Origin of the sequence: Pseudomonas pseudonitroreducens (assembly GCF_021603645.1) — a bacterium.
Classification (GTDB): Bacteria; Pseudomonadota; Gammaproteobacteria; order Pseudomonadales; family Pseudomonadaceae; genus Pseudomonas; species Pseudomonas pseudonitroreducens.
The window spans coordinates 140,519-161,447 of record NZ_BQHJ01000007.1; the positions used below are offsets into that span (position 1 = coordinate 140,519).

The window sequence follows — 20,929 nt, forward strand, 5'->3', positions numbered from 1 at the left end:
GGCTCCCGGCCCGCACACCCCGGCTGCACGCCATCTCCGCCCCAGCCATTCCATCCTGTGAAAGTGGTCGCCACCGCTTGCGACTTGTTTGCTGCTGCCCCTGGCGGTGCCCGGCATCCTCGATTCCAGCAACTCAATGAACCACGGAAATCGGATGGACGGACATGCGGCTGTTCTTGTGCGAGAAGCCCTCCCAGGGCAAGGATATTGGCCGGATTCTCGGCGCGACGCGGCGCGGTGAAGGCTGCCTCAACGGCTCCGGCATCACCATCACCTGGTGCATCGGCCATCTCGTAGAAGCGGCAGCACCCGAGGTCTATGACGCGGCGCTCAAGCGCTGGTCGCTGGAACAGTTGCCCATCATTCCCCAGCAGTGGCGGGTCGAGGTCAAACCGAAGGCCGCCACGCAATTCAAGGTCGTCAAGGCGCTTCTGGCGAAGGCGACCCATCTCGTCATCGCCACCGATGCCGACCGCGAGGGCGAACTGATCGCCCGAGAGATCATCGACCTGTGCGGCTACCGTGGCCCCATCGAACGCTTGTGGCTGTCGGCGCTCAACGATGCGTCGATCCGCACCGCGCTCGGCAAGCTACGGCCGTCGTCCGATACGCTGCCGATGTATTACTCGGCGCTGGCGCGTTCGCGGGCAGACTGGCTCGTCGGCATGAACCTCAGCCGTCTGTTCACGGTGCTCGGGCGGCAGGCGGGCTACGACGGCGTGCTGTCGGTCGGACGTGTCCAGACCCCGACCCTGAAGCTGGTCGTGGATCGCGACCGCGAAATCGCGGCTTTCAAGTCGGTGCCGTTCTGGGCCATCGACGTGTCTTTGTCCGCAGAGGGTCAGGCTTTCTCCGCGCAGTGGGTTGCGCCCGATGGCTGCACCGACGACGCCGGTCGTTGTCTGCAACAGCCGGTCGCCCAGCAGGCGGCGCAGCAGATTCGTGCTGCGGGCAGCGCCCAGGTGGTGTCGGTCGAGACCGAGCGCGTGCGCGAAGGCCCGCCGCTGCTGTTCGACCTGGGGACGCTTCAGGAGGTCTGTTCCAGGCAGCTCGGGCTGGACGTGCAGGAGACATTGCAGATCGCCCAGGCCCTGTACGAGACGCACAAGGCCACGACCTACCCGCGCTCGGACTCTGGCTACCTGCCCGAAAGCATGTTCGCCGAGGTGCCCGCCGTCCTGGACAGCCTGCTCAAAACCGACCCGTCGCTGCGACCGATCATGAGTCAGCTCGACCGCTCCCAGCGTTCGCGCGCCTGGAACGACGGCAAGGTCACGGCGCACCACGGCATCATTCCGACGCTCGAACCCGCGAACCTCTCTGCTCTGAGCGAGAAGGAACTGGCGGTGTACCGGCTGATCCGGGCGCATTACCTGGCGCAGTTCCTCCCGCACCACGAGTTCGACCGTACCGTGGCTGAGTTTTCCTGCGGCCGACAGACGCTGGTGGCCGCCGGTAAACAGGTGGTCATCAAGGGCTGGCGTCTGGTGCTGGCCGAACCGCAAGCGGACGAGGACTGCGTCGACGCGGCGCGCAGCCAGGTGCTGCCCCCACTGCGTGAGGGCCTGGCGTGCCAGGTGGCCGAGGCCGAGATCAAGGCGCTCAAGACGATGCCGCCCAAGCCCTATACCCAGGGCGAACTGGTCAAATCAATGAAGGGCATTGCGCGCTTCGTAACCGACCCGCGCCTGAAGCAGAAGCTGAAGGACACGACGGGCATCGGCACCGAGGCGACGCGGGCCAACATCATCAGCGTGCTAATCGCCCGTGGCTACATCGTGAAGAAGGGTCGCTCCATTCGCGCATCGGATGCGGCGTTCACGCTGATCGACGCCGTGCCCGCAGCGATTGCAGACCCCGGCACAACGGCGGTGTGGGAGCAGGCGCTCGACATGATCGAGGCCGGACAGCTCACCCTGGACGTATTCCTCAGCAAGCAGGCCGCCTGGATTTCGCAGTTGATCGCGCAGTACGGCAGCATGTCCCTGTCCATCAAGCTTCCCCATGGGCCAGCATGTCCGCAGTGCGGCGCACCGACGCGCCAGCGCACCGGCAAGAGCGGCCCATTCTGGTCGTGCAGTCGCTACCCCGACTGCAAAGGCACGCTGCCGGTCGAATCCGGTACGCCCAAGCGTGGCGCTTCGCGCTCGCGTAGCAGCGGCCGCAAAGGCGCCTGACTGACTCCGTTTCCCGTGGGCCGCGCCCTGTTTCAAAGGCGTGGCCCGTGTCCCGCACGCCCCTGCGGGTCGCCCAGCGCGCAACGCCTTCTTGTCCGTGTGCGCGTCCCGTCCAGCCGTCCCCGGCTGCGGGACTTGAAGGTAGCTTTTCCGCGAACCGTCTCCCGCGTGTTCTGCTGGTCTGTGTTTCTCCCGCCCACTGCGAAGGGCCCCCCGATGGCTTGCCTGGCAGCGCGAGCCACCCGGAGACCCTTTGTGGTCAGCGGTATTCGGTGCCGGTGCCCACCGGCGCAAAAACGGGCTCCCTTTGTGCGCGGATGTGCGCCAGACGATGCCGGCCCCAGCCACGACATGGGCCGGGTGTGATTGCTGATGAGCAGACGGTTCTAGCGACGACCGGGCCTGCAACAGCCCACGGGTGGTTATTTCCTCCCGAGCCGAAGGTCAGCGAGCCTTCGGCGCCTTTATCTCGCCGATCAACGTTCCGAGCCAATGGCCGGCCACAGCAACAGGAAACCGACGCATGCAACAACCGGAGAAAGTACGAGCCGCGTTCGAGCGCGACCTTGGCAACAAGGTGCTGTTCATCAAGGGCGGCAAGCTGCTGTTCATCGATGGCATCAATCTCAAGGCCATCGCCGACCGTAAGGCGTATTTCGCTTCGCTGCGTGCGCGGCAGGCGCAACCCATTGTGGTCCTGGCCGAACTGGGACAGGACGAGGCATTCGCCCTGTGGAAGCAGCATGTGCTGGGCGACACGCCCGAGTGAGCCAACGCACCCAAGCACCCCCCTGACAGCCCGCACTCGATGCGGGTTTTCTGTCTCTGCGCCCACCAATCCGGGCTGGGCCGAATGCCGTTTTCCAACTGACGCAGCGCGCCCCCCGGACGAAGCTGCCCGCATGTTCGCTGATTCGTCAGCACATGCCAGCAGCCATGGGTTCCAGGCTGCCGCGGGTTCTTCCCGCGTAACCCGCCAGTCCGTATCGCATCAAGTCTGCGGACGCGCGTCCCCGTGACGTCGATGCTTTTTATCCACCGCGTGCGGGAGCTGCCATCCCGTGAGGGACAAGGCCCCGCTTTTCCAAGGAGCCTACCCATGTCCCACAAAGCCTCTTTCGGCCAGTTGGCCTTGACCTATTGCGGCAAGTTCCTGCCGCTCGAAGTCCTGCAAAGCGCCGCCGGCCACTACATCGGCACGCGCGATACCGAAGGTCCCGTTTCGCGGGAATCGCACGAGTACTTCCGCAGCCATGCAGCGGCTCAACGTGCCCTCGAAAGAGGCGGCTGGTCCCAGCTCGCCATTCCCTGATCCAACTGGAGGAATCACGCCATGAATCAACTGCTGCCGCGAGAAGTCGTCGATCAGATCATGCGGGAAGAGCAGCATTTCGCTGCCGCGCCCCAAGCCTTCTTCGAGGCATGGAAGCGTGGTGCCGAGATCGCTGGCCCCGAATGGTTTGGCGACGGCACCCGTGACGGCCTGAACCAGGCCAAGAGCAAGTGGGATCTGCGTCCCAACATGCTGCGGCTCAACGATGCCCTCGGTGTCCTGAGCAGCGGGCAACGCATGTTTCTGTCCGCCATGGTCAGCTTCTACAACGCGCACGAGGGCGGTGCCATGCTCAAACGCTGCCACTTCCACGGGCTGTCGGACTTCGACGGTCTCGACTTGGAACGCCGCAAGGTCATTGCCGACTTGATGCTGAACTACAGCGGCTGGTGAACCCGTTTCCGGCACACCCCCGTCTTTTCGTTCCCCACGAGGGACATGCGCCCACACGGCCATGTCCCTCGATTTCCTTTCCGTTGCCCAGCGTAAAGCGGCTGAATCAAAGCCAACGATCAGCGTCGACTGACGCATTTTCCCTTTTCAACCCACCGGGTCCAATTCCCGGTGGCGGGAATTGGCTCCATTATTCAATCTGGAGAGTTCCCATGTCCCAGAATCCCAATCCCTTTCTCCGCGGCTACTGGAATTTGAAGATCGTCCGCACGCTGTCCATCAGCTACGAGGACGGAAGCCCGCATGTCTGGCGAAACATCCACCCGAGCCAGCAACACCTTTCCGACGAGGAATTGATTTCATCGTCCTGCATCGTCACCAGCGATTTCGCGGTGGTCACGAACGGCTCTGAACCTATAAGCGCCGAGGTGCTGGCCGAATGCGATGCCGATGAAGGCGTTAACGGCGAAGGCGTGATCGGTGCCGTGGTCTATGCCATTCATGGCGAGGACTTCGACGGTCGCCTGATCCACGTCGGTGACAGCTATTCGGTCGAGGCCGCGCGGGAAGTCGTGCAGCGCCTGAGTTTCGAGACCGGCTACTACAGCCGATGCTGGGAGATCAGCAGCGCGCACATCAGCCAGGAAACCGGCCTGTACCTCGCCAATCTGGCGGACCTTGCCACGCCGGAGGCCTTTCTGTTCATCGCCTTTCGGGTTCCGTACAGCCCGGCGATTGGCGTCAAGCTGATCTCCACGCCCTGGACGGACAAGAACCTGGAATACGCCGAGGGCATCACCGCCGAGCAGCTTCGGCAGGAGCACCGCAGCAAGGGCATGCCAGACGACCTGGCGAACATCCTGGAACTGGCTGGCCAGGCCGATGTGCGCATCCTCATCCTCGACGCTGACGCGCCCGTGTTGCTGGGCCTGCCGCTGGCCGAGCCCTAGCAAACACACCACGCGCCCACCTTCCTCTTTGCCCTCCATGCCAGCCTGTCTCCTTTCTGGGAGCCGGGCTGGTCCTATTTCATAGGAGCACTTTATGTTCCCCGACCTCATCTCGCCCGCGCGCGACTTCGAGCATCAGCTTGGAGCCTGCGTCAACGCCATGGGCCAGGACGACGCCATCGGCCAGATCCTGGTATTCGAGCGCTTGAGCGGCATGCTGCACATGCGCCATATCGCCAGCGCCGATCTGGCAGACACCGACATTGATGCCTACGAAATGGTCGTCTTCGACGGTGGCAACACCGGCGGCGACACGTGGAAGCACGTGTTCTTTCCACGTCAGCGCGAACACTACTTCGTGTGCCAAGCCTGACCACCCAGCCCCTTTCGAGGGGCCTTTTCTTGTCGCGGCGCAGGAAAGCGGGTGCGGCGCGGTGCGGTTTCCTGAGCGCAGGCCACTCACTCCAGGGCCATCCTTGCCCCATGTTCGTCGGCGTTGCCGACACATGCCCAGGCAGCCAAGACCTTCAAGGCTGCAAGCGCGGGAAACCGTGCTGGTTGTTTCTTCCTACGGACGCACCGCGCCCATTCACCCACAAGGGACCTCTCCCTTGCGGGCGGGGAATCCCTTGTTCTTCCTCAAGGAGATTCACATGGATCGCTCTCTTATCAAGACCCTGATGCCTTCGCTGGTCGCAGGCCATGTGCCGCGCAACGTGCGGTCGTTCAAGTACCGCGTGTTCGATGATCAGCCACAGTCCTCGACACTGGGCTTCGTTATCGATCCCCAGCCCTTCGACGGCAGGGTGGTCGCCGCCAGCGAGGACGCCATCGTCGTCAAGCTCAAGCCCAGCGAGTTCGCGGTACTCGATCCCAACCTGGTGACCAGCATTCCCAGCGAGGGCACCAAGGTGCATGTCCAACCCTATGCCCGTCGTCGTTTCGACGGTCTGCGTGCGGACACGCCAGAAGAGCGCACCGAGATGATGTCCGACGGCACGCCCTACACCGTCAAGACACACATCCTCGGCTCCGCGCCGGCCAAGTTGCCCATTCCCGAGCCGCAGTGCATGGAACTGGGTCAGCTCATCGAGCAGTTGGAGGAAATGCCGGCGCCCGACGGGTTCCGCCGCATCACCCACATGCTGGTCGATGCGGGCGCCCACGACTTCACCTGGGTCGATCCGAAGCCGTCCAGGATCATCGAAACGCCCCCGGCGATCAGTTTCACGGTTTCGACCGCGAAGTTCGCCGGCCAGGTGACGATCCTCTACCAACGCGGCAGCGATACCTATGCGGTGGAGCTGCGCCGCGACGGCGAGTTGGTCGATCGGCACGACGAGGTGTATTTCGACATGCTCGGCGAAGTGCTGGAGCGACTCATAGACGACGGGCGCTGGCGCCTGATCGACGTGAGCGTGATCGGCGCGAAGACGTCCCGACGGCGCCGCGCTGTACCGGCGTGACACCACGAAAAGTACCAGGCGACATGCCCCCACAGGCTCTCCCTCCATTCGGAAGGAGGGCCTTTTTTCTGCCGTGGGAGATTTCATCAAAGGGAATCGATCGGATACCGATTGATGGCTGCCTCGCGCGCGAGGCCTGGTCATGCTGAGCCCATGCCTGCTGACGTTGTCAGCGACATGCCAGGCAACCACCGGTCTTCGAGGTTGCGACGTAGTTCCCACTGCGTGACCGAGCCAGCTCGCACCGCATCCATTCGCGAGCGGCCACCAGTCTCTGGTGGTGGATGCTTTCGCCTTATCAACCCATCGCGGGGTTACGCACCTTTCCCCGCAGCGTGGGGCTGGTGTGTCTCCGCTTCATCCCTATGGAGATTCACCATGACCACCACATCCAACGAGAAATCGTATTTTGACCTCCACACTTCGGGCATCGGTTACATCCAGCGTGCCCGTGAAGTACCTGTTCGGGGCGGCCGCCGTGTGCAGCCTTTCCTGGCATGCACCATCGCCGCGCTGGTCGGCCCCGCCAAGGATCCCAGCTATCGCTATTTCGACGTCAAGGTCTCGGGTGCCGAGGCCAAGAAACTGGTCGAGCGCTACATCGGCGTTGACGATCCCAAGCAGCGCCCACTGGTGCGCTTTCGCCTCGGCGACCTGTGGGGCGATGCGTACATCCGCGACAAGGGCGAGCAGAAAGGCCAAGCCGCCGCGTCCCTCAAGGCGCGACTGCTCAAGGCCGAGCCGCTTGACCGGGCCGAACTGGCTTCGATCAGGCAGCACGAGCTGATCACCCGCGGCATCGGCTACCTCAGCCGTCCGAAGGACGTCACGCCCAAAGATGGCGACCCGTTCCTCTCTTGCACCGTCGCCGCGCTGGCCGGGCCTGTCGATGAACCGGAGTATCGGTACTTCGACACCATCGTTACCACCCCTGAAGCCGAGCATCTGGTTCGCCGGTGCGTGCAGGCCATCGAAGGGGACTGCAAGGTGCTGATCGCCTTCCGTCTCAACGACATGAAGATCGATCCGTACATCCGCACCAAGGGTGAGCGCGCTGGGGAACCGGCCGCAAGCCTGGATTCGACACTGATCCACATCGGCCTGATCAAGATCGACGGCACCAAGGTCTATCCGACGAGCCCCGCGCAAGCCGATTCGCCGCCGGCCCAGGACGCTCCCGCGCCCGAAGCCGAGGACGCCGACCTCGCTTCCGATCAGCCTGTCGAGCCCGCCGAGCGTGAGCCCGAAGGTGAAGTCGAGGAGCAGGAGCCGGCATTGGCTGCTTCGTTCTGATCCGGCATGGCCCTTCATGGGGCCTTGCCGCTCTTGCTATTCACAAGGAGAACCATCATGGCAGTCACATCGGCGCCCGAGAAATCGGTTTCGCCCATCATCGTCCCCGGCCAACTCACGCTGCGTACCATCCGCGGCAAGAACGGCCCCTTCACGGTCGGACGCCTCGCCACGCACCTCGGTACGTTCGAGGTCAAGGACCCGGAGCTGGAGCAATACCCCGAAGGCAAGTACGACGGGGAGTTCATCATCAGGTACATCTTCCCGAAGTCCTACCCGGTCGGTGGCGGCATGCGCTTCGAGATCCGCGCCAGCCTGGACGGAATGACGCTCTACGACATCGACAAACTGAGCCGTGACGAGGCACGCAGCTTCGCCACCCAGGACCTCGATCCACTTGATGAAGAGTTGGGCGCACAGCCTGCAGTAACACCGGCAACACCGGCCAAGCCCAGCAAAACTTCCAGGCCCGCCAAGCCAGCACCCGTGCAGGCATCCACGGACCCGCTGGTCGATACCACGCCCTTCGGCGTGGATGCGCCGACGCCCGCTGCGGCAACTGCTCCCGGCAGTACCGAAGATGGCGACGCCGCGCTGTTCAGCTTGCTCTGGCCGCTGGGCGAGTCCGTGAAACTGGATTCGACCATCGACCGCCGCACCCTGCGCACGCAGATCGCCCGCCTGGGCGAACTGGGCTACGCGCTGGACTTCAAGACGCAGGAGTGGAGCCGCCAGGCCGAACTGCAACCTGCGTAGTACTGGCATCACATCTGCGGTGTGCTTCATCCACCCGCCGGGGGTCTTCCCCACGGGAAGGCTTCTGGCTCAATTTTTTCAGGAGGCCTCTCATGGGCTGGTATTTCTCACCCCAATCGCGCTCTGAACTGATCGCGGAGTTGATCGCACCGCAAGAGACCGAGCGCGCCAGCGTCAAGGTCATCGCCCACGCGCTGCGTGGCAACGTCCTCTGGTCTGTTGTGCAAGTGACGGCCAAGGCCGAAGGCGTACACCGTGATCTCGCACCGGGCCAGTCCCTGTGCACCATCCGCTGCGATCTGCTGGAACGCAGCGGCGGCCAGTGGGGCTACAAGCCGCTGGACGAATCCATGCACCCGTACTACTACTCGTGCCCGCTGTCCTATCTGAACCTCGCACCGGAGCAGTCCGCCGAATGGCGTGCAGGCGTTCGCGCCTACCACGTGCGGCGGCGCACATCCAAGGAAGCCACAGCTCCAGCTACGGCGCTGACGGCCTGAGTCAGGGACGCTTTTTTTCCACCCCAAGGGGCAGTACTTGCCCCCTGCGGGCGGTGCTGTTCCCGTTCATCCGAGGACACCACCATGCCCGCAAACACTTCTTCCACCACGCTGTACCGCATCGACGAATGCCCGGAAGTGATGGCCGACGCTTGCGTCGGCGATGACCAGGGCAACCTGATCTTCCTGTCGATCTGGGCGCGGGACACCGCCGTCCAGCAGTTCCTGGCTCGCCTGACCCTCGGGCGCGACGAGCAGGGGCTGGAGCAGTTCCATGTCATCACCGACCAGGGTGGCAGCGTCCCGGTGTTCGTCGGCAACGTCGATCGCCTGGAAAAGCGCATGACCCGCGCCTACCGGCGAACGCTGTTCGGTTCGCTGTCCAACGTGTGGCTGTTCGATCGGCGCTGCGTCAAGCCCGACAAGGCCAACGCCAGCGCACTGGCATTGCTGCCCCGCGATAGCGACCACCGGCTTGACCGCTTGTGGCCGTTGGTGCAGGACACCTGCCCACTGCCGTTGCTCGACCACTGGCGCGAAACCGTGCTGGAACTGCTGCAAAGCCGCGAGATGCTAACCCGCCTGCCATTCGCCCTCGGGCCTTTGGTGGGCCATCGGCTCGCCATCGACGTGCCGGCGCTGACCCAGGCGCTCGGCTCGCTGATCCGCAGTGACGTGCTCACCGCCTATCCCTATCCGGCCAGGATTTGGACGCCGGAAACGGTAACGGCTTGACCCACCTGCGCAGGCACGCCAAGGCGCGCCTTCTCTATTCATCCCCGCCAACCAGGAGACTTCCATGGCTCTCATGTTCCCGCGGCTTGCCCGCAACTTCGTGAAGAACGGGTACTTCCCAACCGATGAACCGACGCTCGAAAGAGCCCTCAATGCACTGATGCCCAGTGCGCCTGAATCCAATGGGCCGATGTGCATCCTCGATCCCTGCGCCGGCGAAGGCGTGGCGATTGCCGAAGCTGCTCATGCCCTCGGGCGCGAGCAGGCCAGGGCGTTCGCCGTCGAGTTCGACGCAGAGCGGGCGCGCCATGCCCGCGGCCTGGTCGATCACTGCCTGCACGCGGATCTGATGGACACGATGATCTCCAAGCAGTCCTTTGGGCTGCTCTGGCTCAATCCGCCATATGGCGACCTGTCCAAGGACGTCAACGGCAACATTGGCTATCAGGGTCAGGGCCGTGCCCGCCTCGAAAAGCTGTTCTACCAGCGCACGCTGCCCCTGCTGCAGTACGGCGGCGTGCTGGTCTTCATCATCCCCGGCTACGTGCTCGACGCCGAGCTGGTCGGCTGGCTGACGCGCCACTACACCGACCTGCGGATCTACCGAGCGGTGGAAACGCAGTTCAAGCAGGTGGTGATCTTCGGTCGGCGGGTGCGCCAGCGTGAGCAGGCACCCGATGGCGTCAAAGCCGTGCGCAATCTGCTGCTGCAGGTTGGGCTTGGCGAAGTCGAAGCCGAGGAGCTGCCGGGCGAATGGCCGTTCCTGCCGTACATCGTCCCAGCCAGTCCGGCGGAGCCGGGGCATTTCTTCCGCGTGACGATGGAGCCGGAGCAGTTCGCCGATGAGGTTGGCAGACTGCAAGGCCTCTGGCCGTCGCGGGATACGCAGTTGGGGGCCGCGCAGCAGACGCTGCGTCCACCGGCGCGGGCCTTGTCCCACTGGCATCTCGCCCTGGCCCTGGCTGCGGGTGCGATCTCGGGAGTCGTGCAATCCAAGACGGGGCGCGTACTCGTCGTCAAAGGTGACACCCACAAGGACAAGACGCTCCAGCGGGAATTCACCGAACGCGAAGACGGCTCGATTGCCGAGACGCGCATCCTCACCGACAAGTTCGTTCCCGTCATCCGAGCCTGGGACATGACGCCGGGTTCCGCCACGCGGGGCGAGGTGTTGACCATTCGCTGATCGTTTCTCCACCGCCGACGGTTCGCCGTCGAGTTTTCCACCCACCGGGGTCCAGTCGCCCCGATGGGGTGCCGTGGCCCCTCCATATCCAGGAGCCTTCCCATGGCAGCCCAAGCACTCTCCATCAGCCAGCCCCCGAGCCTGCGCTTCTCGCCCGGCCAGGTGGTCATGACCTGCGGCGTCGATGACCTGGTCCAACAGGCCAATTCAACCCGATTCCCTACCTGCGTCGCCACCTCGGCGGCGATTGGGGCGACCTCGACGACAGCGACAGGCGGCAGAACGATGCCGCGCTGAAGTCCGGTGAGGATCGTCTGTTCTCTTCCTACCAGGTCGCACCCGGCCTGAAGCTCTGGATCATCACCGAATGGGATCGCAGCCTCACCACGTTGCTGTTGCCCAGCGAGTACTGATCTTCTCCAACGCGGGGCCACCGACACCCCGCAAGGGTGCTGTAGCCCCTTCACTCCGAAGGAAACCACATGACATCCGACCAACATGACAAGCACCGCCGCAAACGGCTGTTCGAAATCGGTGCACTGGAGTTCAGCGAAGGCGTCGAACGCCTGATGAACGAAGGCCGGCTCGATCCCATGCCGCTTTTCGAACGCCACATGCGTGGCGACTGGGGCGACGTCGCGGACTACCAATGGCAGCAGAACAACGCTGCGTTGGAGTCTGGCGAACGCCTCGATTCGTTTTACGTCGTCACCCGTGACCTGAGCATCCGCATCTTCACCGAAGCAGATCGCAGAGCGACCCGCATCGTGCTGCCGTCCGAGTACTGACCGCGAGTTGTCACCGCAGGCCACGAGCGCCTGCACTGTCCAACCACTGACGGTTCGCCGTCTCTCTACCCACCACGGGGCATGCCATCGCCCCGCTGGGGTGGTGCATGTCCCATTTTTCTTTGGAGCATCACCATGTCCGTTGATCTCGACACCACCGCTAACGATGCAGAGCCCGTACAGGGCGAACTGCTCGAAGTGGAATCCAACCCTCTCACCCTGAGCCTTCAGGATTTTGTCGGCGAGTTCGGCGACGAACTGCTCGACTCTCTCAACCGCGCCAACCCGCCGGTCTATACCGGCCAAGCGCAAGCACAGCGGCAACTCGTCGTCGCCAGCCTCAAGCGCAAGTTGTTCCAGGCCCAGGCCGAAGTTGTCCATGCCGCCGCCGAGCTGTTGGTCGATCAAGGCGAGCGCGCTGCGATCGTCAATGGCGAAATGGGTTGCGGCAAGACGACCGTCGGCATCGCCACGGCCGCCGTGCTCAACGCCGAAGGCTACCGCCGCACCCTGGTGCTTTCGCCTCCCCACTTGGTCTACAAGTGGCGGCGCGAGATCCAGGAGACGGTGGCTGGTGCCAAGGTCTGGGTGCTCAATGGCCCGGACACGCTAGTCAAGCTCATCAAGCTGCGCGAGCAGTTGGGTGTGCAGCCCACGGGCCAGGAGTTTTTCATCCTGGGCCGCGTCAGGATGCGGATGGGGTTCCATTGGAAGCCGGTCTTCACCCAGCGGCGCACCCGCCACGGCGACGTGGCGGCCTGCCCGGACTGCGGCACGCTCATCACCGACCTCGACGGCGAGCCGGTCAACCCGATCGGGCTCGAAGCCGAGGAGTCCCGCAGGAAGTGCAGCCACTGCGCCGCGCCCCTGTGGACGCTGATCCGCCCGCGCAGCCTGTCCGGCAGCGACCAGTCCTCGGTCGTCCTCAAAGCCTTGAAGCGCATCCCGACCATCGGGGAAGTCACCGCGCAGAAGTTGATGCAGAAGTTCGGTGACGGCTTCCTGGCCTCGATGCTGGGTGACAACATCCATGAGTTCATCAACCTCATGGATGGCAACGGCGAGCTGGTGTTTTCCGACCGTCAGGCCACGCGCATGGAACGTGCGATGGCCAACATGGAGTTTGGCTTTGGCGAGGGCGGCTACCAACCGTCCGAATTCATCAAACGCTACCTGCCGCAAGGCACGTTCGACCTGCTCATCGCCGACGAGGCGCACGAGTACAAGAACGGTGGCAGTGCCCAGGGCCAGGCCATGGGCGTGCTGGCGGCGAAGGCTCGCAAGACCTTGCTGCTGACCGGCACGCTAATGGGCGGCTACGGCGATGATCTGTTCTACCTGCTGTTCCGGGCACTGCCAGGACGGATGATCGAAGACGGCTACCGCCCGACCACGAGCGGCAGCATGACCTCGGCTGCGATGGCGTTCATGCGCGATCACGGCGTCCTCAAGGACATCTACTCCGAGAGCGCCGGCACGGCGCACAAGACGGCCAAGGGCACCAAGGTATCGGTGCGCACCGTCAAGGCTCCCGGCTTCGGCCCGAAAGGCGTCTTGCGCTGCATCCTGCCGTTCACGATCTTTCTCAAGCTCAAGGACATCGGTGGCAACGTCCTGCCGCCGTATGACGAGGAGTTTCGTGAAGTCCAGATGGACGTGGCGCAAGCTGCGGCCTACCGCGATTTGGCGGGTCGGCTGACCGCAGAGCTGAAACAGGCTCTGGCGCGACGCGATACGACCTTGCTGGGGGTGGTGCTCAACGTGCTGCTGGCCTGGCCGGATTGCTGCTTCCGGTCGGAGACCGTGGTGCATCCGCGCACGCGCAACACCTTGGCGTTTGTCCCGGCTCAGTTCAATGAGTTCGAGATCAGCCCCAAGGAGCGCGAGCTGATCGACATCTGCAAAGCGGAGAAGGAACAGGGGAGCAAGGTTCTGGCCTACACGGTCTATACCGGAACGCGCGACACCACGTCACGCCTGAAGGGGCTGCTGGAGCAGGAAGGATTCAAGGTGGCGGTACTGCGCGCAAGCGTGGATGCCAGCCGCCGCGAGGACTGGATCGCCGAGCAACTGGACCGGGGCATCGACGTGCTCGTCACCAATCCCGAGCTGGTCAAGACGGGGCTGGACCTGCTGGAGTTCCCGACGATTGTGTTCATGCAAAGTGGCTACAACGTGTACTCGCTCCAACAGGCAGCACGCCGCTCCTGGCGCATTGGGCAGAAACAGCCCGTGCGCGTGATCTACCTCGGCTACGCCGGTTCCTCGCAGATGACCTGCCTGGAACTGATGGCCAAGAAGATCATGGTCTCGCAGTCCACCTCGGGCGATGTGCCCGAATCGGGGCTGGATGTTCTGAACCAGGACGGTGATTCCGTCGAGGTCGCACTGGCTCGGCAGTTGGTCGCTACCTAATTTCCACGCCATCGCCGGCCTAGCGCCGCCGGCTTTCTGTTCTTCCCACCTTGCAGCCACGTCCCGCAGTCTCCGCAGGACGTGGCTGCGTCCTTTCAGATTCAGTGTGGACTCTCTTTGGAGAAACGATTGGTTACTGGCTAAACTCACATGAGCAGAATCGGGGGAGCCAATGCAGATTGCAAAAGTCAAGGTCGAAAAGTTTCGTGGGATTGAATCCGGCATCGTGACGCTGTCAGGCCACAGCGTATTTCTCGGTGACAACAACGTCGGGAAGTCAACGCTGCTGGAGGCCATAGATCTCGTCCTCGGCCCGGAACGGCTCTCCCGAAGACCCGTCATCGACGAGCACGACTTCCACGCCGGGCGCTACCTGGATGAAGAGGGAGATCCGGTTCTCATTCGGATTGAAGTTATCGTCAGTGACCTGTCCGCCGAGCAGCAGCGACACTTTCGTGACCACATCGAGTGGTGGTCCGCCACGGAAAAGACGCTACTCGTAGGCCCGCCCCCGGAAGGCACGGATGCGTCAGACGTGTCGGCCGCGCTGCGGGTGTTTTTCGAGGGTCGCTACGACAAGGAAGAAGACGACTTCACGGGCAATACTTTCTTCGCGACCCCAGTGCTAGCTGAAGGTACTCACCCAACTTTCAAAACGACCGACAAGCGCAAGTGCGGCTTCCTGTACCTCCGGACGCTGAGGACAGGGGCGCGGGCATTGAGCCTGGAGCGCGGGTCGTTGCTTGATGTCATCCTCAGGCTTCAAGACAAGCGCGTGACGATGTGGGAAGACCTGCTGAACGAGTTGCGCAAACTCCCCGTGGCCGATAAGCCGGAACTCGGCATCGCCCCGCTCTTGAAGGACGTCCAGGACGCTGTTCGCCGATTCGTTCCTTCTGACTGGGCAGAGGAACCTCACATGCGCGTGTCGGATCTCACTAGAGAGGCCCTGCGCAAGGATTTGACCGTTTTCATGGGCACCGGCGCGAAGCGTCCGGACGGCAGCACCTATTGCGCGCCATATCACCATCAGGGCACCGGCACGATCAATACACTGGTGCTGGCGCTGCTATCCATCATCGCGGGCCTGAAGCAGAACGTCATCTTCGCGATGGAGGAGCCCGAGATCGCCCTTCCGCCACATACCCAGAAGCGCATCGTTAACAGCGTGCGCGAGACGTCGGCACAGGCGCTTTTCACGTCGCACTCGCCCTATGTGCTCGAAGAATTCGCGCCGTCCGAGATGCATGTGCTGCGGCGTGACGGGGGCAAGCTTTCTGCGATGCTGGCGACATACCCACCAGCGGTCAAGCCCAAGGCATACAAGGCAGAGTTCAGGGCCCGCTTCTGTGAAGCGCTGCTTGCCCGATATGTACTTGTTGTCGAAGGTCGAACGGAGTTCGATGCGATACCTGCAGCGGCGCGCCGGCTTAACGACTTGAACCCCACAGAATACAAGACGCTTGAGGCCCTGGGGGTGGCCGTCATCGATGCGCAAACCGATGCGCAGGTTGCGCCTCTCGGCAAGTTCTTTAGAGACTTGGGCAAGACGGTCTTTGCTGTGTTCGACAAGCAGGAACCAGCCGCTTCCGCTGCCATCAAGGCCGCCGTGCACCACTCATTTGAATCTGCCGAGAAAGGTTTCGAGAACGTAGTGCTGCACCACACCGCGGAGGCAGCCCTTCGTCGATATGCGCTCAGCCTCGTCGCGGAGAACGCGTGGCCGAACCATCTGATCGCCAAAACTCCTAACGCCGCCCAGACCGTGGAGCAAATTCGCGACGCATTGCGGCAATTCTTTGGCTGGGCCAAGGGAAGCGGCGATGCCGGCGACTTGCTCGGGTGCTGCACCGAGGCGGAGATGCCGCAGTATGTCCGGGACACGCTGCGGGTGATCCACATCACCGTCGAACCTCCGCCGCTGCCACCCGTGCCGTCAGCGGCGGCAGCACCGTTCGATGACGAAGAGTTATGACGGTCGAACAAGACTGGACACCGCAGAAGAGGGACTTTCTGCAAAGCACGGGGCACGTGCTCGCCATGGGTGGTCCAGGCTCCGGAAAGACGCATGTCGCCCTGGTCAAAGCCAGGGACGAGATTCGATCAGCAAAGCTCCTATCAGGCCAGCGCATCCTGTTTCTCAGCTTCGCGAGGCCCACAGTGGCACGGGTCCTTGAGAAAGCCAAGGAACTCATCACCGCGGATGATCTGAGACTTCTAGATGTCAACACCTATCACGGCTTCGCATGGAGCGTTCTGCGAAGTCATGGCTATCTGCTCAGCAACGGAAAGCCGCTCCAGCTCCTACCACCTCCCGAGGGCTCCGCGCGCTTGGCTCACTTTGCCAAGGAGCAGCATCACCAGGAGAAGTTGCGCCTTTTCCATGAAGAGGGGCTGCTCCACTTCGACCTCTTCGCCCAGTTGACGGCTGAACTGCTGCGCCGCAGCCGGCGGCTGGCAGGTATCTACACAGCGACCTACCCGATACTCGTCGTGGACGAGTTCCAGGACACGAACGCCGACGAATGGGCGATGGTCCGCGAGCTTGGACGCGGCTGCAGGATCATTGCCTTGGCCGACCCCGACCAGCGTATTTACGAATTCCGCGGCGCCGATCCTCAGCGGCTCAAGGAATTCGTGGACCAGTTCGACCCCTTGCCAGTCGAGTTTGAAGGGGAGAATCATCGCAGTGCCGGAACCGACATCGCAACGTACGGTTCAGACTTGCTCACCGGGAAAAACAAGGGCGCCGTCTATGCCAATGTGTCGGTGGTCGAGTACGGCGTGTACTACGGAAGGGGTCCGCATTTCCATGCGAAGGCCCAGCTCATCCAGGCAATCAAGCGACTTCGCAAGGAGCCGGCCTGGTCCATCGCAGTGCTCGTCCCATCCAAGGCCTTCATGCTTCAAGTGTCCGACTACCTCTCCGCGGAGTCCGATGGCATGCCCAACCTTCGCCACGAGGTGGCGATGGACGCGGAATCCCCGGCGCTTGCGGCAAACGTCATCGCCACGCTAATGGAAGGAGGCCCTTCGGAGCTTCTGGCTGCGCGGCTACTCTCCGCCTTACATACCCACATCCGGGGCCGCAGTGGCACCAAACGCCCTGCGCAGGCGGAACTCGACATGGCCGACGCCATCGACCAATACTTGGTCTCCGGAAAGATCCGCGGCAAGAATCGCCAAGCGTTGATCAGCGAGTGCGCGCGCCTAGCAGCGCTTCGCCAGGACGTCGTATTCACCGGCCATCCTGAAGAAGACTGGTTGACTGCGCGGGGGCTTCTCGCGACGTCTGCCGTTGGCCAACTGTCGCGCGTTGCCGCTGATGCCAAGTATCTCCGCCTGCTTCACAAGGGCTCAAACCTGCGGGCGTCTTTGTCAGAGCTTTGGAGATCCCAAGGACAGTATGTCGGCGCTATCGAAGCTGTCCGGGGCGCTTTGCTGCAGGAGCACTTCACAGCAGCCGCCAAGGAATGGCGTGGAGTTCATCTCATGACCATTCACAAAGCAAAGGGTAAGGAGTTTGACGAGGTACTGATTTACGAGGGGCGATATGCTGGACGAATTGTGCCTGCGAATGCAGATACTTCTCGTCAAAGCCAAGCCCTTTTGGCACTGCGGGTCGCAGTCACAAGAGCTATGAAGAGAGCAACAATCCTGACGCCATCGGGAGACCGCAGCATTTTTTTGTAATCAGCTGGTAGCGAGTACTGTCCAAATCAGCACGGTCTTCGCATGTTTCTGAAAAAGCGGTCGTCCATCAGTCCGCATTCCTAGCTGACCGCTCAACGGCGCTCCGCCAAGGTATCGGCATCGCAACAGAAGAGCCGATGCCATGCCCGCAATCCCTGTATCCCGGCGTCTGGTCGGCGCTGGTCTCCTGGCCGCAGCGCTGGCCAGCGGCTGCGCGACCACCACCGCGCCGCTGGTGCCAGACGCCATAGAAGGCGTCTCCTCCGCTCCCGAACCCGAGGCACCCGAGTTCATTCCCGTCGTGCGCTATGGCCGCTACACGCTGGTCGAGCTGGCACCCACGGCGGCGCAGCGTGACTTGCTGTTGCAGACCATCGACGTGTCCATGCCCGAGGATGCCCGCGCCACGGTGGGCGATGGGCTGCGGCATGTGCTCAAACGCAGTGGCTACCAGCTTTGCGAGACGCCCAGCGCCGTGACCGAGTTGTATGCGCTGCCGCTGCCGGCGGCGCACCGGCATCTTGGCCCCATGACCTTGCGCGATGCGCTGCTCACCCTGGCCGGCCCGGCCTGGGAACTGCATGCGGATGAACGGGCACGGCAGATTTGCTTTGAGCAGCCTGGAGGCAGTGCGACCGCCGAGCACGCACACGAGCCGCCTGTTGCCGAGGCGGTGCAGACGTTTCCGCTGATGCCTTCGGTTTCGGGAGGCCAGCCATGAATACCGCGCAGGCTCCCCGGCGCCCGATCTCCGCCGTGGTGTTGCAGAGCCTAATGTGGCTCTGGCTGATCAGCCTCAGCGTTTTCGCTGCCCTGAGCTACCAGACCATGAACGACCAGGCCGACCAGACGCTGCTTGATTCCCGCCTGCAACGTCTCGAAGCGCAGGCGGTGGGCCTGGCCGAGACCATTGAGGCCATCCAGCAGCGTCCAGTCGTCGCAACAGCGGCAGACCTCAAAGATACCCGCGAACGCCTGGAAGCACGCGCCGCCCAGGTCGAGACAACGCTGAGCGGCTATGCCGCTGCCGAAGACCTTCAGGCGCTTCGTGCGGAAGTCGAGCAGATCAAGGCACGCCCAAGCGCCCTGCGTGCCGCAGCGCCCGCCCAGCCGCGCTCACCGAGCAGGCCCACCGCCAAACCAGAACCGCCGCCACTGCCGTTCCGCATCGTCGGCGCCGAACTTCGCGCCGGCCAGCGCAGCCTGTCCGTCACACCGAATAACGGGAACTTCACGCCCGACCAGCTTCAAGTGCTGCTTCCCGGCGATGCCGTCGGCCCGTGGCGCCTGCAGGCAGTCGAGGGCAACACTGCGGTGTTCCAGGCCGGCGACCAGACCCGTCGCATGGCGATTCCTTGAGCGGAGCGCACGACATGAAACCGTCGATCATCCTTTCCGCGCTCCTGCTCGCGTCTGCCCAGTTGCCCGCCTGGGCGCAGCAGCCGGCCACGGCTCCCGCCGGCAGTGCGCACAGCCAGGAGCGCCCGCTGGTTACTCGCTCCCTGGACGACCGAGTGGCAGGCGACTGGGGCCTGCAACCGCAGGAGTGGGCTCGCTATCGCGAGCTGATGGACGGGCCGTTGGGCATCTACTCGCCCAACCTGGACCCACTGTCCGCCCTGGGCATCGAGGCGCGCACCGACGAGGAACGGCGCCGCTACGCAGAGCTGCAGGTGCAGGTCGAGGCGCGCCGTATCGAGAAGCTGCTCGCCTACCAGCGTGCCTACGACCAGGCCTGGCAGCGCCTGAGTCCCGGCATGCAGCGGGTGAACCTGCCTGACGAAAAACCCGGCGCCGGCACAAGCGCCAATCCCTTGCGCGGTTCAGGCCGCACGGCCGTGTTCGTCAAGGACGGCTGCGCGGCCTGCGGGCAACTCGTGCAGCGCCTGCAATCCTCCGGCACCGAGTTCGACCTGTACATGGTCGGCAGCCGCCAAGACGACACGCGCATCCGCGACTGGGCCAAGCGTGCGAACGTCGATCCGGCGCGCGTGCGCAGCGGTGGCATCACGCTCAACCATGATGGCGGGCGGTGGCTGTCGCTGAGCTTGCCCGGAGACCTTCCTGCGGTCGTGCGCGAGGTGAACGGTCAATGGCAGCGCCAGCCATAGCGGCCACCTCCGTTTCGCAGTGCTTGCGCGCACTGGTGATCGCGGCGGGCCTGTGCGCCTGCGCCGCCCATGCCCAGGAGCTTCCGCCACCGGCTTACCAGCTTGCCGCACAGCGCGCGGGCATCCCCTCGACGGTGCTCTACGCCGTGGCTTTGCAGGAAAGCGGCATCCGCCGCAACGGGCGCATCGTCCCGTGGCCGTGGTCCCTCAACGTCGCCGGTCAGTCGCGCCGCTTCACCACCCGTGCCGACGCCTGCGCTGGTTTGCAGCAGGCAATGCGCGCCACGCCGCACACACGCATCGACGCGGGCCTGGGCCAGATCAACCTCGGCTACCACCAGCAGCGCTACGCCAGCCCGTGCGACCTGCTCGACCCATACAGCAACCTCGCCATCGCCGCTGAAATCCTGAAAGAGCAGCACACCTCGGGCGAGGACTGGTTGCCGGCGATCGGTCGCTACCACCGTCCTGCGGGCGGAGAACCTGCGGCTCGTTACCGGCGCAGCGTGTCGCGCCACCTTGCCCGTGTGCAGGGCACACACCCAACCGCCGCGGCCATCGCCGTGCACCAGGAGAGCACCCCATGAAAACATCCCATTTGACCCATCTCACACTGAAGGGCTTGCTCGTGCTGCTGGCGGCTCTGCCGCTGGCCTCACGTGCCGGCGATCAGCTGATCGTGGTCGAAGACCGTGGCGGCACGTCGGCGCTGCCGTACTACGAGGCTCTGAATCTTCAGCCGCGCGCCGATGCTCCAGCCCGACCGCCCATCCCGATACTCACGGTGCCCGCCACGCCCATGGATGAGGCCGCGATGTTGCCGGTGCGCAGTGCCAAGCTCACGCCTGGCACCGTCGCGCGGCGGGTGATCGAGGCACCGGGCCTGCGGCCTTTCGTAGTCGTCGGCGACGACGAGGCTTCCCACGCCTGGCTTCGTCGCCAGGCAACATCGCTGCGCGAGCGCGGCGCGGTGGGCCTGGTGGTTAACGTCGAGACCGTGCAGGGCCTGGCACGGCTGCGCGCCCTGGTGCCCGGCGTTCCCCTCGCGCCTGTGGCCGGTGACGACCTGGCCGAGCGCCTGGGTCTGCGGCATTACCCGGTGCTGATCACAGCCACCGGCATCGAGCAATGAA

The 20,929-nt window shown here is 63.7% G+C and carries 21 protein-coding genes and 1 pseudogene; all 22 read left to right on the forward strand.

Going from position 1 to position 20,929, the window contains the following annotated elements; genetic code table 11:
* The first annotated feature begins 164 nt into the window (after nt 1-164).
* The 22 genes and pseudogenes from L6D89_RS18215 (at nt 165) to L6D89_RS18320 (ending at nt 20,928) form a co-directional block, all read left to right on the forward strand.
* Nucleotides 165-2,177 (forward strand): DNA topoisomerase III, encoded by a 2,013-nt coding sequence (locus tag L6D89_RS18215; protein WP_023124756.1) that lies wholly within the window; start codon nt 165-167, stop codon nt 2,175-2,177.
* A gap of 523 nt (nt 2,178-2,700) precedes the next feature.
* Nucleotides 2,701-2,946 carry a hypothetical protein gene (locus L6D89_RS18220; RefSeq protein WP_022579835.1) on the forward strand — a complete coding sequence of 82 codons (246 nt, stop codon included), beginning with the start codon at nt 2,701-2,703 and terminating at the stop codon, nt 2,944-2,946.
* 330 nt (nt 2,947-3,276) lie between these two features.
* Nucleotides 3,277-3,489, forward strand: coding sequence for a hypothetical protein (locus L6D89_RS18225; protein ID WP_003158617.1), 213 nt, complete (start codon nt 3,277-3,279; stop codon nt 3,487-3,489).
* 21 nt (nt 3,490-3,510) lie between these two features.
* Nucleotides 3,511-3,903, forward strand: a complete 393-nt coding sequence (locus L6D89_RS18230; RefSeq protein ID WP_023124757.1) for a hypothetical protein — start codon at nt 3,511-3,513, stop codon at nt 3,901-3,903.
* A 212-nt stretch (nt 3,904-4,115) separates the two neighbouring features.
* The gene (locus tag L6D89_RS18235; RefSeq protein WP_023124758.1) at nt 4,116-4,853 is read left to right on the forward strand and encodes a DUF5983 family protein; all 738 of its coding nucleotides are present in this window, start codon (nt 4,116-4,118) and stop codon (nt 4,851-4,853) included.
* Nucleotides 4,854-4,947: 94 nt separating this feature from the next.
* Nucleotides 4,948-5,226: a hypothetical protein gene (locus tag L6D89_RS18240; RefSeq protein ID WP_023124759.1), complete on the forward strand. Its 279-nt coding sequence runs from the start codon at nt 4,948-4,950 to the stop codon at nt 5,224-5,226.
* 280 nt (nt 5,227-5,506) lie between these two features.
* On the forward strand, nt 5,507-6,319 hold the full coding sequence (locus tag L6D89_RS18245; protein WP_023124760.1) for a hypothetical protein: 813 nt from the start codon (nt 5,507-5,509) through the stop codon (nt 6,317-6,319).
* A gap of 378 nt (nt 6,320-6,697) precedes the next feature.
* Nucleotides 6,698-7,612, forward strand: coding sequence for a DUF3577 domain-containing protein (locus L6D89_RS18250; protein ID WP_236200740.1), 915 nt, complete (start codon nt 6,698-6,700; stop codon nt 7,610-7,612).
* 57 nt (nt 7,613-7,669) lie between these two features.
* Complete coding sequence (locus L6D89_RS18255; protein WP_022579842.1) at nt 7,670-8,368, forward strand: DUF3275 family protein; 699 nt, start codon at nt 7,670-7,672, stop codon at nt 8,366-8,368.
* 92 nt (nt 8,369-8,460) lie between these two features.
* Entirely contained in the window at nt 8,461-8,868 is a 408-nt protein-coding gene (locus L6D89_RS18260) for a hypothetical protein (RefSeq protein ID WP_022579843.1), read from the forward strand.
* 84 nt (nt 8,869-8,952) lie between these two features.
* Nucleotides 8,953-9,603, forward strand: coding sequence for a hypothetical protein (locus L6D89_RS18265; protein WP_022579844.1), 651 nt, complete (start codon nt 8,953-8,955; stop codon nt 9,601-9,603).
* A gap of 64 nt (nt 9,604-9,667) precedes the next feature.
* Nucleotides 9,668-10,789: a DUF6094 domain-containing protein gene (locus tag L6D89_RS18270; RefSeq protein ID WP_022579845.1), complete on the forward strand. Its 1,122-nt coding sequence runs from the start codon at nt 9,668-9,670 to the stop codon at nt 10,787-10,789.
* A 168-nt stretch (nt 10,790-10,957) separates the two neighbouring features.
* A pseudogene (locus L6D89_RS18275) lies at nt 10,958-11,202 on the forward strand (plasmid related protein).
* 69 nt (nt 11,203-11,271) lie between these two features.
* On the forward strand, nt 11,272-11,577 hold the full coding sequence (locus L6D89_RS18280; RefSeq protein WP_022579847.1) for a hypothetical protein: 306 nt from the start codon (nt 11,272-11,274) through the stop codon (nt 11,575-11,577).
* Nucleotides 11,578-11,712: 135 nt separating this feature from the next.
* Nucleotides 11,713-13,992, forward strand: coding sequence for a helicase-related protein (locus tag L6D89_RS18285; RefSeq protein ID WP_023124762.1), 2,280 nt, complete (start codon nt 11,713-11,715; stop codon nt 13,990-13,992).
* A 172-nt stretch (nt 13,993-14,164) separates the two neighbouring features.
* Nucleotides 14,165-15,967 (forward strand): ATP-dependent nuclease, encoded by a 1,803-nt coding sequence (locus L6D89_RS18290; RefSeq protein WP_012205971.1) that lies wholly within the window; start codon nt 14,165-14,167, stop codon nt 15,965-15,967.
* Complete coding sequence (locus L6D89_RS18295; protein ID WP_071543045.1) at nt 15,964-17,685, forward strand: UvrD-helicase domain-containing protein; 1,722 nt, start codon at nt 15,964-15,966, stop codon at nt 17,683-17,685. Before L6D89_RS18290 ends, L6D89_RS18295 begins: the two co-directional genes overlap by 4 nt.
* A 142-nt stretch (nt 17,686-17,827) precedes the next feature.
* A complete protein-coding gene (pilL2, locus tag L6D89_RS18300) occupies nt 17,828-18,406 on the forward strand; it encodes a PFGI-1 class ICE element type IV pilus protein PilL2 (RefSeq protein WP_012205973.1) in 579 nt (192 codons plus the stop codon).
* Nucleotides 18,403-19,044, forward strand: a complete 642-nt coding sequence (locus tag L6D89_RS18305; RefSeq protein WP_012205974.1) for a hypothetical protein — start codon at nt 18,403-18,405, stop codon at nt 19,042-19,044. The genes pilL2 and L6D89_RS18305 overlap by 4 nt, the downstream gene beginning before the upstream one ends.
* Nucleotides 19,045-19,058: 14 nt before the next feature.
* Nucleotides 19,059-19,796, forward strand: coding sequence for a TIGR03759 family integrating conjugative element protein (locus L6D89_RS18310; RefSeq protein ID WP_012205975.1), 738 nt, complete (start codon nt 19,059-19,061; stop codon nt 19,794-19,796).
* Nucleotides 19,778-20,383, forward strand: a complete 606-nt coding sequence (locus L6D89_RS18315) for a transglycosylase SLT domain-containing protein (protein ID WP_012205976.1) — start codon at nt 19,778-19,780, stop codon at nt 20,381-20,383. The genes L6D89_RS18310 and L6D89_RS18315 overlap by 19 nt, the downstream gene beginning before the upstream one ends.
* The gene (locus L6D89_RS18320) at nt 20,380-20,928 is read left to right on the forward strand and encodes an integrating conjugative element protein (protein ID WP_023124763.1); all 549 of its coding nucleotides are present in this window, start codon (nt 20,380-20,382) and stop codon (nt 20,926-20,928) included. The genes L6D89_RS18315 and L6D89_RS18320 overlap by 4 nt, the downstream gene beginning before the upstream one ends.
* The last annotated feature ends 1 nt before the right edge of the window (nt 20,929 follow it).

Bases quoted from the DNA above. Each gene is read 5' to 3' on its own strand.
- L6D89_RS18290 (WP_012205971.1), top strand. From the start codon at position 14,165: ATGCAGATTGCAAAAGTCAAGGTCGAAAAGTTTCGTGGGATTGAATCC.
- L6D89_RS18235 (WP_023124758.1), top strand. From the start codon at position 4,116: ATGTCCCAGAATCCCAATCCCTTTCTCCGCGGCTACTGGAATTTGAAG.
- L6D89_RS18285 (WP_023124762.1), top strand. From the start codon at position 11,713: ATGTCCGTTGATCTCGACACCACCGCTAACGATGCAGAGCCCGTACAG.
- L6D89_RS18270 (WP_022579845.1), top strand. From the start codon at position 9,668: ATGGCTCTCATGTTCCCGCGGCTTGCCCGCAACTTCGTGAAGAACGGG.
- L6D89_RS18245 (WP_023124760.1), top strand. From the start codon at position 5,507: ATGGATCGCTCTCTTATCAAGACCCTGATGCCTTCGCTGGTCGCAGGC.
- pilL2 (WP_012205973.1), top strand. From the start codon at position 17,828: ATGCCCGCAATCCCTGTATCCCGGCGTCTGGTCGGCGCTGGTCTCCTG.
- L6D89_RS18305 (WP_012205974.1), top strand. From the start codon at position 18,403: ATGAATACCGCGCAGGCTCCCCGGCGCCCGATCTCCGCCGTGGTGTTG.
- L6D89_RS18230 (WP_023124757.1), top strand. From the start codon at position 3,511: ATGAATCAACTGCTGCCGCGAGAAGTCGTCGATCAGATCATGCGGGAA.
- L6D89_RS18255 (WP_022579842.1), top strand. From the start codon at position 7,670: ATGGCAGTCACATCGGCGCCCGAGAAATCGGTTTCGCCCATCATCGTC.
- L6D89_RS18250 (WP_236200740.1), top strand. From the start codon at position 6,698: ATGACCACCACATCCAACGAGAAATCGTATTTTGACCTCCACACTTCG.
- L6D89_RS18225 (WP_003158617.1), top strand. From the start codon at position 3,277: ATGTCCCACAAAGCCTCTTTCGGCCAGTTGGCCTTGACCTATTGCGGC.
- L6D89_RS18260 (WP_022579843.1), top strand. From the start codon at position 8,461: ATGGGCTGGTATTTCTCACCCCAATCGCGCTCTGAACTGATCGCGGAG.
- L6D89_RS18240 (WP_023124759.1), top strand. From the start codon at position 4,948: ATGTTCCCCGACCTCATCTCGCCCGCGCGCGACTTCGAGCATCAGCTT.
- L6D89_RS18315 (WP_012205976.1), top strand. From the start codon at position 19,778: ATGGCAGCGCCAGCCATAGCGGCCACCTCCGTTTCGCAGTGCTTGCGC.
- L6D89_RS18220 (WP_022579835.1), top strand. From the start codon at position 2,701: ATGCAACAACCGGAGAAAGTACGAGCCGCGTTCGAGCGCGACCTTGGC.
- L6D89_RS18215 (WP_023124756.1), top strand. From the start codon at position 165: ATGCGGCTGTTCTTGTGCGAGAAGCCCTCCCAGGGCAAGGATATTGGC.
- L6D89_RS18265 (WP_022579844.1), top strand. From the start codon at position 8,953: ATGCCCGCAAACACTTCTTCCACCACGCTGTACCGCATCGACGAATGC.
- L6D89_RS18320 (WP_023124763.1), top strand. From the start codon at position 20,380: ATGAAAACATCCCATTTGACCCATCTCACACTGAAGGGCTTGCTCGTG.
- L6D89_RS18310 (WP_012205975.1), top strand. From the start codon at position 19,059: ATGAAACCGTCGATCATCCTTTCCGCGCTCCTGCTCGCGTCTGCCCAG.
- L6D89_RS18295 (WP_071543045.1), top strand. From the start codon at position 15,964: ATGACGGTCGAACAAGACTGGACACCGCAGAAGAGGGACTTTCTGCAA.
- L6D89_RS18280 (WP_022579847.1), top strand. From the start codon at position 11,272: ATGACATCCGACCAACATGACAAGCACCGCCGCAAACGGCTGTTCGAA.